Source organism: Cellulosimicrobium composti, from assembly GCF_010287905.1.
Taxonomy (GTDB): domain Bacteria; phylum Actinomycetota; class Actinomycetes; order Actinomycetales; family Cellulomonadaceae; genus Cellulosimicrobium; species Cellulosimicrobium composti.
The window spans coordinates 1-12446 of the sequence record NZ_JAAFAN010000086.1 but is presented as its reverse complement, the minus strand read 5'-3'; the positions used below and the strand labels follow the sequence as shown (position 1 = coordinate 12446).

Genomic DNA, 12446 nt, shown 5'->3' with positions numbered 1-12446 from the left:
CCCCCCCCCCCCCCCCCCCCCCCCCCGCGGGGGGGGGGCGCCCCCCCCCGCCCGCCCCCCCCCCCCCCCCCCCCCCCCCCCCCCCGGGCCGGGTGGTGGGCCCCGACCTACGATGGAGGGCGCGCGGGCGCTCGACGGCGAGCGGCCCGGGACGCGCGACAGCCTCCGAGGGAGCCGGTCCATGAGCGAGCCCACGAGCGAGTCCACCAGCGCACCGACGAACGAGCCCGGCTTCGTCTCCGCCGCCGCGTTCCACCGAGCCCCGGGCGTCGCCGACTGGCGCGTCACCGGGACGGGACCGCAGGCCGTCTGGTCCGCGCGCTCCCTCGCCCACGCGGCCGGGCTCGTGGCGCCCGTCGTCGAGGCGGCCGAGCGGTCGGGCGTCCTGCCCGACGTCGACGTGCGCCCCGAGGGCGTCGTCGTGCGCGTCCCGAACCGGGGCACCGACGGCATCCCCGCAGGCGCCACGGAGTTCGCCGCGGCCGTCTCCCGTGCGGCGGCGGACCTGGGCCTGACGCCCGACCCGTCCCGCGCGCAGTCGATCGGCATCTACGTCGCGCAGCACTCCGGGGCCGACGTCCGCCCGTTCTTCGAGGCGGCGCTGGGCTACGAGCCGCTCGGCGAGACGGACGCGGCCGACCCGCTGCGCTGCGGGCCGCAGCTCGCCTTCAACCCCATCACCGGCGACGTCCCCTCGCGGGGGCGCACGCACCTCGACGTCTTCGTCCCGGCCGACCAGGCGGAGGCGCGCGTGGCGGCGGCCCTCGCGGCCGGAGGCCGGATGGCGGACGACTCCTCCGCCCCCGCCTGGTGGTCGCTCGCGTCGCCCGAGAACCACGGCGTGGACATCGCGTCCTGGACGGACACCGAGGGCTGACCCGCTCGGCCCGCTGCGGCGCTCCGACGTGGGACGATGCCGCGCGTGACCGAGCTGACGCTGCACGACGACGCGAAGCGCCGCGTCCTGCGCACCAACCTGTCGTCCGTCGCGATCCTCACGCCGGTCCTGGGCCTGGCAGCCGTCATGACCGCGATCAGCACCCGCAACCTCGTGCTCGCGCTCTTCTACCTGGCGCTCGTGCTCGCGATGGTGCCGGTGACGTACGTGCTCGCGCGCCGCCTCGCCGACCGCTCGCGCGTCACGTTCGGGGACGGCACGGTCGCGGTGCAGGGGTGGGGACGCCCGCGACGCTTCACGGTCGCGGACGTCGAGCGCGTCGTCACCGTGGACAGCATGGCGTTCGGCACGGCCGGCCCGACGCACCACCTCATCGTCGTGGGCCCGACGAAGCGCCTGCTCCTGCTGGTCGGCCAGATGTGGGGCCGCGGGCAGCTCTCGGCGCTGGCTCTCGACCTCGCGCACCGCGGCGTGCCGCTCACGCCGGTCCGCCACCCCGTCACGCCCGCCCAGCTCCGTGCGACGGACCCGCGCCTCGTGCCCTGGTACCAGGCGCACCCCGTCGTGCTCGGCCTCCTCGTCGCCCTCGGGGTGCTCGTGGTCGTCACGGTGGTGCTGGTCGTCGTGCTCGTCCTCGTCGTCGCCTGACCCTCCGGCGGCGGGCGGGCGGGGCCTCGTTACGATCGCAGCATGTCCGGGCCCGTGTTCGCCGGCGCCGTCGCCGGTCTCGTCGTGGGCGTGCTGCTCACCCTCGGGCTCGTGCTCGCGTGGCGGCTCGCGCGCGGGTCGCGCGAGCTCGGTAGCGACTCGGACCGGGCGACGTTCCGCACCCTGCACCTCGCGTCGCGCGCGGCGACGCACCTGCGCGACGGCCTCGACGGCGACGACGTGGGGCGCGCGGCGCGCTCGCTGCGCCAGCTCCTCGGGGCCGACGCGCTCGCGGTCGTCGCGGCGGACGGCGCCGTCGCGCTCGACGGCAGCCAGGCGCTGGAGCCGGACGCGCGGCGCGTCGCGGAGCGCGTGCTGGCGACGGGCCGTCACCACGTGGAGACCGGCGACGGCGAGGACGCCGTGGGCGAGCCCGTCGTCGCGGGCGGGCGCGTCGCGGGCGTCGTCGTCGCGTTCGCGGGCACCGTGCGCCCCCCGCTCGTGCGGGCGACGGGCGAGGTCGCGCAGTGGTGCGCGGCGCAGCTCGAGCTCGGCGAGCTCGAGGCGTCCCGCACGGCGCTCGCGCAGGCCGAGCTCCGTGCGCTGCGCGCCCAGATCAGCCCGCACTTCGTCTACAACGCGCTGGGCGCGATCGCGTCGTTCATCAGCACCGACCCGGAGCGGGCGCGCGACCTCGTGCTCGACTTCGCCGACTTCACGCGGTACTCGTTCCGCGGCCGGGGCGACTTCACGACGCTCGCGGACGAGCTCCGCTCCATCCACTCCTACGTCGAGCTCGAGCGGGCCCGGTTCGGCGACCGGCTCACCGTGACGCTGCAGATCGCCCCCGAGTCGCTGACGACGGTCATCCCGTTCCTGTCGGTGCAGCCGCTGGTCGAGAACGCCGTCCGGCACGGCCTGGAGCCGCAGGAGCGCGGGGGCACGATCGTCATCACGGCGCGCGACGAGGGCACCCAGACGGAGATCACGGTCGAGGACGACGGCGTCGGCATGGACCCCGCGGCCGTGCACGAGCTGCTCACGTCGCGCGGCACCGCGCACGTGGGCCTGCGGAACGTGGACACGCGCGTGCGCCAGCTCTACGGCGACGACCACGCGCTCGACATCGAGACCGCGCCCGGCTCGGGCACGCTCGTGCGCCTGCGCGTGCCCCGGTCCCAGCCGCTGCACGAGACGGAGGTGAGCGTGCCGTGACGGTCCCCGACCGGTCCCGCCCCGCGGAGGGCGGTCCCGCCGCCGCGCTCGACGTGCTCGTCGCGGACGACGAGCGTCCCGTGCTCGACGAGCTCGTCGCCCTGCTGCGGCGCGACCCGCGCGTGCGGAGCGTGCACGGCGTCTCGTCCGGGTCGGAAGCCCTGCGCGAGCTCTCGACGCGCGCCGTCGACGCGGCGTTCCTCGACATCCACATGCCGGGCCTGACGGGCCTCGACCTCGCCCGCGCGCTCTCACGCTTCGCGGACCGGCCCGCCGTCGTGTTCGTCACCGCGGACGAAGCGCGCGCCCTGGAGGCGTTCGACGTCGAGGCCGTCGACTACGTGCTCAAGCCGGTGCGCCGCGAGCGCCTCACGCGCGCGGTCGACCGCGTCGTCGAGCGCGTGGCCGACCGCACCGCCTCCGGGCGCTCGCCCGACGGCGCAGGGTCGGCGCCCGCGAGCGCCGCACCCTCGGCGCGGGGCGGGCGGTCGGCGCCGCCGGAGGACGAGACGGTCGTCGTGACGGTGGGCACGACGACGCGGGTCGTGCGGCGCAGCGCCGTGCGGTGGGTGCAGGCGCAGGGCGACTACTCGCGGCTCGTCACGGACACCGAGCAGTTCCTCGTGCGCGAGGCGTTGTCCGACCTCGAGGAGCGGTGGGCGCCCGCGGGGTTCCTGCGCGTGCACCGGTCCTACCTCGTGGACCGCAGCGCCGTGACGGCCGCGCGGTTCGGCGGCACGCAGCCCGCGCTCGTGGTCGCGGGGCACGAGGTGCCGGTGAGCCGCCGCATGGTCCCCGCCGTGCGCGAGGCGCTGCTCGGGCCGCACCGGGGACCGTCGTGACCGGGCCCGGCCCCTCCCCCGACGACGGACCTCCCCGGCCCCCGGACCGCGCGTCGGACCACCCCGGGGACGGCCGCCTGCCCGCCCCCGCGCCGACGCCGCGCCCGGCGCCGCGCGTGCGCGTCCGCTCGACGGACCCCCCGCCGGGCGGCACGGACCCCGCCCGGGCCGTGGCGCCGTCGGGCACGCCCCCCGACCGCACGGACGACGCCGACGACGGCGCGAGCCACTACACGCGCGGGCTCGTGCGGGCGCAGCTGCGGCTCGGGCTCGCGTGCGTGGTGTCGTTCCTCGCGGTCGTCGCGCTGCTCACCCTCACCATGTCCGCGGTCCCCGCGCTCGACCAGGTCGTCGTGCTGGGCGTCCCGCTCCCCTGGCTCGTGCACGCCTACGGGTTCTACCCCGTGATCGTCGCGTTCGGCGTCGTGTTCGCCGTCGCCGCGGCGCGCAACGAGCGCCGGTACGCCGCGCTCGCCGACGGCGCCGCCGGCCCCGACGACGGCGGTGCGCCGTGAGCACCGCCCTGCCCCTCGTGGGCGTCGCGCTGCTCCTGCTCGCGACCGGCCTCATCGGGTTCTACGGCCTGCGGGTCTCGCGCACCACGAGCGACTTCTTCGTCGCGTCGCGGACCGTGCGCCCCGTGTGGAACGCGGCCGCGATCAGCGGCGAGTACCTGTCCGCCGGCACGTTCCTCGGGCTGTCCGGCCTCGTGCTGCTCTCGGGCGCCGAGGCGTTCTGGTTCCCCGTCGGGTACGCGGCCGGGTACCTGCTCGTGCTGCTGTTCGTCGCCGGGCCCCTGCGCCGCAGCGGCGCCTACACGATCCCCGACTTCGTCCACGCCCGGCTCGACTCCGTCGTCGCGCGCCGCGTCACGAGCGTCCTCGTGCTCGTCATCGGGTGGCTCTACGTGGTCCCGCAGCTCCACGGCGCCGCGCTCGTCATCACCGCCGTCGCACCCGTGCCGCCATGGGTCGGGTCGGTCGGGATCGCGGTCGTCGTGAGCGCCGTCGTCGCGGCGGGCGGCATGCGCTCCATCACGTTCGTCCAGGCGTTCCAGTTCTGGGTCAAGCTCACCGCGCTCACGCTGCCGCTCGTGCTCGTGCTCATGGCGCTCGGCGGCGCGTTCGAGCCCGGCGGCGCCGCCGTCACGTTCGACCCGGCCACCGTGTTCCCCCACGACGCCGGGCCGGGCGGCCTCGACGCGTACGCGACCGCGTCGCTCCTCCTCGCGCTGCTGCTCGGCACCACCGGGCTGCCGCACGTCCTCGTGCGCTTCTACACCTCGCCCGACGGCGGGTCCGCGCGCCGCACGACCGTCGTCGTGCTCGTCATGATCAGCGTCTTCTACATGGTGTCGAGCACGCTCGGCCTCGTGGCCCGGGTCGTCGCGCCCGACCTCGCGCGGCCCGGCGTCGCGGACACCGTGGTGCTCGAGCTGCCCACGCGCCTCGTCCCCGGTCTCGGCGGCGAGATGCTCGCCGCGCTCGTCGTCGCCGGGGCGTTCGCCGCGTTCCTCGGCACGTCGTCCGGTCTGGTCGTGGCACTCGCGGGCGTCGTGAGCCAGGACCTGTTCGGCGGCACCGTGCGCTCGTTCCGCTGGTCGGCGGTCGCGTGCACGCTCATCCCGCTCGCGTTCGCGCTCGTCACCATCCCCCAGGGCCTCGTGACGAGCGTCGGGACGGTGTTCGTCTTCGCGGCGTCCGCGCTGTCGCCCGTGATCCTGCTCGGCGTGTGGTGGCGCGGCCTCACCGCGCGCGGCGCCGTCGCGGGCATGGTCGTGGGGTCCGTCCTGTGCGCGACGGCGCTGCTCGCGTCGTCCGCGCTCGTCGCCTCGGGGTACGGCGCGGGCCCGGCCGGGGAGACGGCCGGCGGCCTCCCCGGGGTCGTGCGCGCCTTGCTCGCCCAGCCTGCGGCGTGGACGATCCCGCTCGCGACGGCGACCGTCGTCGTCGTGTCCCTGCGCGACCGCCACGGCCCGCCGCTGCGCACCGACCGCTTCCTGCGGCGCCTGCACGTGCCGGAGCGCCGCCGGTCGTGACCTCCGGCAGACCGGCAGGGTGAGGACGCGAGCACCCGGAACGCCCGGGGCAGCAGGGTCTGGGATCTGTCGTGTGGCGTGCCTGAAATTTGTAGCGTGGAGAGCCTGAAATTCGTAGCGTAGAAGTCCTGAGATCTGTAGCGTAGGAGGCCGAGGAGCCTCCGAGTCGGTTTCCTACCGGGGCGGGAGCACGCGAGCACCAGGGAGCCGATCAGTGATGGACTACCGCAGGCGCGTCATCGACGACGTGCTCGACGAGCTTGTCGCAGAGCTGCCGGCGATCGAGCTCCACGGGCCGAAGGGCGTGGGAAAGACAGCCACCGCGCAACAACGCGCCCGTACCGTGATGCGCCTGGACGATCCTCGCGAACGTGAGCTGTTCGCCAGCGACCCGGCACGAATCCGCGCCGCAGACCACCCGCTGCTCGTGGACGAGTGGCAGCGGGTCCCGGAGTCGTGGGACGTGGTCCGACGAGCGGTCGACGACGGCATCGGGACCTACCTGCTGACCGGCAGCTCCGTCCCCCTCGAAGCACCCGTCCACTCGGGCGCAGGCCGGTTCGTCACGTTTCGCATGCGTCCCATGAGCCTCCTGGAGCGAGGGTTCGCAGAACCCACCGTCAGCCTCGGCGACCTGCTGAACGGGTCTCGGCCCGAGATCACCGGGTCGTCGAGACACGGCACACGTGACTACGTCGACGAGATCGTGCGTTCTGGGTTCCCGGACATCCACGGCCTCGCACCGCGCGCCCGGCGGCACCGGCTCGAGGGATACGTCGACCTGATCGTCACGAGGGCGTTCCCCGAGCAAGGACTCGTCGTGCGTCGCCCCGGCGTCCTGCGCGCGTGGCTCACCGCCTATGCAGCCGCGACGTCGACGACTGCTACCTACCAACGAATCCTTGACGCCGCCACACCCGGCCTCTCCGAGAAGCCCGCTCGGAGCACCGTGACCGCGTACCGCGACGTGCTCGAACAGCTCTGGATGCTCGATCCCGTCGAAGCGTGGCTCCCGGGCCGGAACCACCTCGCCCGGCTCGCACGCGCACCCAAGCACCAACTCGCGGACCCCGGTCTCGCCGCCCACCTGCTCGGTGCAGACCAGTCCGCGCTTCTCGGGGGCGGCGAAGGCCCTGTCCCCAACCTCCGCGACGGGACCTTGCTCGGATCGCTGTTCGAACACCTCGTCACTCTGGACGTCCAGGTCTATGCCGAACGGTCCGAGGCGCGGGTACGTCACCTCCGGACGGCCGACGGCGCGCACGAGATCGACATCATCGTCGAGCGTCCGGACGGCCGGGTCCTGGCGATCGAGGTCAAGCTGGCGACCACGGTCACGGACCATGACGTCCGGCACCTCACATGGCTGCGCGACAGGATCGGCGACGACCTGCTCGACACGGTCGTCGTCACCCCCGGCCCGCACGCCTACCGCCGCAGGGACGGGGTCGCCGTGGTGCCGGCCGCGTTGCTCGGCCCCTGAACGCCGCGCGCCGCCAGGATCGGCGCTCTCAGATCCAGCGCGCGCCGATCTCGTCGTGGAGCTGCTGCGTCTTCTGCACGCGCAGGACGCCGTCCTCGACCGCGACCTCCAGGCCGACCTCCCGCGCGATCGCGACGATCGCGTCGCGCTGCTCCGGGTGGTCGTCGGCGTCGCCGCCGTCCCAGAGCTCGAGCCACCGGTCGGTCGGGTCGTCGCTGCCGGAGTCGGCCCACACCCGGCAGATCCGGTCGAGCTCGTCCTGGGTCATCGGGCGGGTCGGGGTCGCGTACACGGCGGGCTCCTGTGCTCGCTCGGCGTCGGTGAGAGGTCGTGGCTCACCCTAGACCTGGGCCGGCGCGTCCGGCGCGTCGGTTCCCGCCGACCCGGCTGCCCGCCGCGCGGCGGACCCCGCCCGCTCGAGCGCGTCGTCGACGAACGCGGCGAGGAGCGCGGCGACCTCGCTGCCGTGCGTCTCGAGCAGGAAGTGGCCGGCGTCATAGACGTGCACCGCGAGAGTCTCCATGACCTCGTGGTAGGCGAGGACCTCGCGGAGGTCGAAGAACGTGTCGAACCGCCCCCAGAGGACCAGGCATGGGGGCTGGTGGCGCCGGTGGTACGCGGCGATCGCGGGGAAGCGTGCCACGTGCGAGCGGTAGTCCGTGAAGAGCCGGAACTGCAGCTCGGTCATGCCCGGGCGCGACAGCCGCTCCCAGTCGAGGTGCCACGACTCGGGCGGGTGAAGCTCCTGGACGCTCGGAGGCGATCCGGCGAGGTACTGGTCCCGGGTCCCTTCGAAGGTCAGCCAGTCCGGGAGCGCCGCCCGGTTCTCCGGGGTCGGGTCGGCCCAGAAGCGCCGGGCCGTGTCCCACGCGTCGTTGAGGCCTGCGTCGTGGGCGTTGCCGTTCTGCACGACCAGCCCCAGGACACGACCCGGGTCGCGCATCGCCAGCGAGTAGCCGACGGGGGTGCCGAAGTCGGTGACGTAGAGGACGTAGCGCTCGATCCCCAGGCTCGCGACGAGCGCCTCGGTCACGTCCGTCAGACGCTCGAACGAGTACTCCTCGGGCGGGAGCGCGTCGGAGAAGCCGAATCCCGGCAGGTCGGGGGCGACGACGTACGCGTGGTCGGCGAGCACCGGCATCACGTCCCGGAACGAGTGGGACGAGGCGGGGAAGCCGTGCAGGAGCAGCACCGCGGTGGACGATCGCACCCCGGCCTCGCGGAAGTGGACCCGCACCCCGTCGACCTCCCGGGAGAGGTGCCGCGGCTTGGACGAGTGCTTCATCGGGCTCCTCCTGAGCGCTCCGACCGACAGGTCGTGGCCGTCCGTACCGCCCATCATAGGAACGGCGCCCCAGCGGGCGTCTCAGCACGCGAGCACCCTCGACCGCATGGCGGAAGCGCCGTAGGATCGTGCCAACCATCCAGAGCGGTCGAGAGTCCTGGCTCGACGACACCGCAGCAACCCGCCGACGGAAGCCTCCCGAGGACAAAGGTGCTAACGCCAGGGTCGATGGAGTGACGCATGGTCTCAGAGGCATCCTTCGTGCACCGTCCGGGCCGCCCGTGCCCGGCGACGGTCGCGCACGCACGCACCCCCGGGGCGACGTCGTGAGCGTCGCGGACGCCGTCGGGCAGGCGCACGGCGGGGCGGCACGGCCGACCGTGTCGTTCGAGCTCATGCCGCCGCGCCGCCCGGACGCGGCGCCCAAGTTCTGGGAGACGGCGCGCCGACTCGTCGCGACGCACCCCGACTTCGTGTCCGTCACGTACGGCGCGGGCGGGACGGACCGCGCGACCGCGCGCCAGGTCGTCGGGCGCCTCCTCCAGGGCACGCCCGTGCTGCCGATCGCGCACCTCACGTGCGTCGGCGCGTCGCGCGAGGACGTCGAGGAGGTCATCTCCGACTTCCTCGACGAGGGCGTGCGCAGCTTCCTCGCGCTGCGCGGCGACCCCCCGCGCGACCAGCCGGACTGGCAGCCCGCGCCCGACGGCGTCCGGTCGTCGACCGAGCTCGTCGCGCTCCTGCGCGAGGTCGAGGCGTCGCGCTGCGCGTCCGACCCGGCCGTCGCGCTGCGCGGTGCGGCCCGCCCGCTGACGATCGCCGTCGCGACGTTCCCCGACGGCAACCCGGCCGCCCGCACGACGCGCACGCAGGAGGTGCGCCGCCTGTGGCAGAAGCAGCAGGCGGGCGCGAGCTTCGCGATCACGCAGCTCTTCTACGACGCGTCGTCGTACACCCACTTCGTCGCCGAGGCCCGCGCGGCCGGCGTGACGATCCCCATCCTCGCCGGGCTGCTGCCCACGACGGAGCCCGTGCGGCTCCGCCGCGTCGAGGAGCTCACGGGCGTGCGCGCGCCCCAGCACCTGCTGGACGCGCTCGACGCCCTGCCCGACCCGGAGGCGCAGCACGCCTACGGGATCGCGTACTCGGTCGACCTCGCGCAGCGCGTCCTCGATGCCGGTGCGCCCGGTCTGCACGTGTACACCTTCAACAAGCACCGCGCCGCTCTTGACCTGCTCGAGGGTGTCCACCTCGGCGGCGGGTCGCGCGGGACCGGCGGCAGCACCAGCGCTGCCGCGGCCCCGCTCGTCCCGGACCTGGCCAGCGGGCCGTGGGTCACCGGCACCTCCCTGCCCACGACGGGCGCCGCCACGCACGGCACGCCCGTCTGACCGGTCCGCGAGGACCAGCAAGAGGTTTCGATCATGGCCACTTCCCTACCCTTCCCTACCCAGATCCAGGCCGGCTTCCCCGCCGGCACCGTGCTCGGCTACCCCCGCATCGGGCGTCGCCGCGAGCTCAAGAGGGCCGTCGAGGCGTTCTGGGCCGGCACGACGTCGGACGACGCGCTCGAGGCCACGGCCCGCGAGCTGCGGCTCGCGACCGTGCGCCGGCTCGTCGACCTCGGCCTCGGCGCCGACGACGCGTCCGTCCCCGGCTCGTTCTCCTACTACGACCAGGTGCTCGACGTCGCCGCCCTCCTCGGGGCGGTCCCGTCGCGGTTCGCGCACCTCGCCGACGCCGACGGCCGCCTCGACCTCGCGGGCTACTTCACCGTGGCACGCGGCCAGGGGGACGACGCCCCGCTCGAGATGACCAAGTGGTTCGACACGAACTACCACTACCTCGTGCCCGAGATCGGCCCGGACACCCCGATCCGGTTCGTCGACGACCGCGTCGTGCGCGAGTTCGTCGAGGCGAAGGAGGCGGGCGTCGTGACGCGGCCCGTCGTCGTCGGGCCCGTGACGTTCCTCGCGCTGTCCAAGGCCGCCGACGACGCACCCGCCGGGTATTCGCCGCTCGACCGCCTCGACGACGTCGTCGCCGCCTACGCCGACCTGCTGCGCGCGCTCGCCGCCGCGGGGGCGCCGTGGGTCCAGCTCGACGAGCCGATCCTCGTCACCGACTCGGCCGACGTGCCGTTCGCCGACCTCGCCGCCGCGGTGGAGTCCGCGTACCGCGCGCTCGCGACCGACCTCCGCCCCGTGCCGGACCCGGGGTCCTCACCGGACCCGTCCTCGAGCCCCGCCGCGACCCCGGGTTCGGCGCAGGACGCGCGGCCCGCGATCCTCGTCGCGACGCCGTTCGGCGGGCTGAAGACGTCGCCGGACGCCGACGGCGCGACCTTCGACTTCCTGGCGACCCTCGCGGGCACGGACGTCGAGGCGGTCGCGATCGACGCCGTCCGTGCGGACCTTCCGGACTCGCCGTACGACGACCTCGTGTCGAAGACGCTCGTCGTCGGCGTGATCGACGGGCACAACGTGTGGCGTGCCGACCTCGCCGCGAGGCTCGAGGTGCTCGATGCCGCGCGCGGCCTCGGGGCGGGCGCCGTCGCCGTCGGCACGTCGACCTCGCTGCTGCACGTGCCGCACGACGTCGAGGACGAGACCTTTGCCGAGCCCGGCACGGCGTCGGGCACGACGCTCGACCCGCGCCTGCGCGACTGGCTCGCGTTCGCGGACCAGAAGGTCGGCGAGGTCGCGACGCTCGCCCGCGCGCTGACCGAGGGTCGTGAGGCCGTCGCGGACCAGATCGAGGCGTCCCGCGCGGCCGTGGCGTCGCGCGCGGAGGCGAGCGGCGTCGTCGTGCCCGCGGTGCGCGAGCGTGCGGACGCACTGACGGACGCGGACTTCGCGCGCGGCGACCACGCCGAGCGCGCGGCCGCGCAGGCCGAGCGCCTGAACCTGCCGCCGCTGCCGACGACGACGATCGGCTCGTTCCCGCAGACGCCCGAGATCCGCCGCGCCCGCGCGCTGTGGACGAAGGGCGAGCTCTCCGACGCGGACTACACGACCGCGATGCGCGAGGAGATCGCGCGCGTCGTCGCGCTCCAGGAGGACCTGGGACTCGACGTGCTCGTGCACGGCGAGCCCGAGCGCAACGACATGGTGCAGTACTTCGCGGAGCACCTCGACGGGTTCGCGGTCACGGCGAACGGCTGGGTGCAGTCGTACGGGTCGCGCTGCGTGCGGCCGCCGATCCTGTGGGGCGACGTCACGCGGCCCGCGCCGATCACGGTCGAGTGGTCCGCGTACACGGCGTCCCTCACCGAGAAGCCGGTCAAGGGCATGCTGACCGGCCCGGTGACGATCCTCGCGTGGTCGTTCGTGCGCGACGACCAGCCGCTCGGCGACACCGCGAACCAGGTGGGTCTGGCGCTGCGCGACGAGATCGCGGACCTGGAGGCTGCCGGCATCGGGGTCGTCCAGGTCGACGAGCCCGCGCTGCGCGAGCTCTTGCCGCTGCGCCGCGCGGACCAGCCCGCGTACCTCGACTGGTCGGTGCGCGCGTTCCGGCTCGCGACGTCGGGCGTGGCCGCGGCGACGCAGGTCCACACGCACCTGTGCTACTCGGAGTTCGGCGAGGTCATCGGCGCGATCGACGGCCTCGACGCGGACGTGACGTCGGTTGAGGCGGCGCGCTCGCGCATGGAGATCGTGCCCGAGCTGCGCGAGGCCGGGTACGCGCGCGGCATCGGGCCGGGCGTCTACGACATCCACAGCCCGCGCGTGCCCTCGACCGAGGAGGTCACCGAGCTGCTGGGGCTCGCCGTGACGTCGATCGACCCCGCGCTCGTGTGGGTCAACCCCGACTGCGGGCTCAAGACCCGCCGCTACGAGGAGACCGTGCCGTCGCTCGAGCACCTCGTCGCGGCGGCCAAGGCGGTCCGGGCCACGCTCGGCTGAGCGTCCCGGAACGCGGCCGCGGGCCGCGGCGCCCGCGGGGGCCCCGCCCGCCGCCGGGGGGGGGGGGGCGCGGGCGGGTCGCCGGGCGCGCCACCGGGGGGGGGCGACGGCGCCGCGGCGGGGCCGCGC

At 74.9% G+C, this 12446-nt stretch carries 11 protein-coding genes and 1 riboswitch; of the genes, 9 read left to right on the top strand and 2 right to left on the bottom strand.

The features are described from left to right. The first annotated feature begins 181 nt into the window (after nt 1-181). From GYH36_RS17570 to GYH36_RS17540, 7 genes are all read left to right on the top strand, one after another. The gene (locus GYH36_RS17570) at nt 182-877 is read left to right on the top strand and encodes a VOC family protein (protein WP_115943426.1); all 696 of its coding nucleotides are present in this window, start codon (nt 182-184) and stop codon (nt 875-877) included. Nucleotides 878-922: 45 nt separating this feature from the next. Beyond that, complete coding sequence (locus GYH36_RS17565; protein ID WP_162290519.1) at nt 923-1546, top strand: hypothetical protein; 624 nt, start codon at nt 923-925, stop codon at nt 1544-1546. A 42-nt stretch (nt 1547-1588) separates the two neighbouring features. Next, nucleotides 1589-2761, top strand: a complete 1173-nt coding sequence (locus GYH36_RS17560) for a sensor histidine kinase (RefSeq protein WP_024840980.1) — start codon at nt 1589-1591, stop codon at nt 2759-2761. Continuing rightward, entirely contained in the window at nt 2758-3603 is an 846-nt protein-coding gene (locus tag GYH36_RS17555) for a LytR/AlgR family response regulator transcription factor (protein ID WP_312028700.1), read from the top strand. Before GYH36_RS17560 ends, GYH36_RS17555 begins: the two co-directional genes overlap by 4 nt. Beyond that, nucleotides 3600-4118: a heavy metal transporter gene (locus GYH36_RS17550; protein WP_162290518.1), complete on the top strand. Its 519-nt coding sequence runs from the start codon at nt 3600-3602 to the stop codon at nt 4116-4118. Before GYH36_RS17555 ends, GYH36_RS17550 begins: the two co-directional genes overlap by 4 nt. Further along, on the top strand, nt 4115-5641 hold the full coding sequence (locus GYH36_RS17545; protein WP_162290517.1) for a sodium/solute symporter: 1527 nt from the start codon (nt 4115-4117) through the stop codon (nt 5639-5641). The genes GYH36_RS17550 and GYH36_RS17545 overlap by 4 nt, the downstream gene beginning before the upstream one ends. Nucleotides 5642-5858: 217 nt before the next feature. Next, the gene (locus GYH36_RS17540; protein WP_155098221.1) at nt 5859-7124 is read left to right on the top strand and encodes an ATP-binding protein; all 1266 of its coding nucleotides are present in this window, start codon (nt 5859-5861) and stop codon (nt 7122-7124) included. Between the two features lie 28 nt (nt 7125-7152). On the opposite strand, the gene GYH36_RS17535 is transcribed toward GYH36_RS17540, so the two are convergent. Beyond that, nucleotides 7153-7416, bottom strand: coding sequence for a hypothetical protein (locus tag GYH36_RS17535; RefSeq protein ID WP_024840975.1), 264 nt, complete (start codon nt 7414-7416; stop codon nt 7153-7155). 48 nt (nt 7417-7464) lie between these two features. Continuing rightward, nucleotides 7465-8409, bottom strand: a complete 945-nt coding sequence (locus GYH36_RS17530; protein ID WP_024840974.1) for an alpha/beta fold hydrolase — start codon at nt 8407-8409, stop codon at nt 7465-7467. A 132-nt stretch (nt 8410-8541) separates the two neighbouring features. Next, nucleotides 8542-8644: riboswitch (SAM riboswitch) on the top strand. Between the two features lie 91 nt (nt 8645-8735). Here GYH36_RS17530 and GYH36_RS17525 point away from each other — a divergent pair. Beyond that, nucleotides 8736-9800 (top strand): methylenetetrahydrofolate reductase, encoded by a 1065-nt coding sequence (locus tag GYH36_RS17525; RefSeq protein ID WP_051471718.1) that lies wholly within the window; start codon nt 8736-8738, stop codon nt 9798-9800. A 33-nt stretch (nt 9801-9833) separates the two neighbouring features. Next, complete coding sequence (gene metE / locus GYH36_RS17520) at nt 9834-12317, top strand: 5-methyltetrahydropteroyltriglutamate--homocysteine S-methyltransferase (RefSeq protein WP_162290515.1); 2484 nt, start codon at nt 9834-9836, stop codon at nt 12315-12317. The last annotated feature ends 129 nt before the right edge of the window (nt 12318-12446 follow it).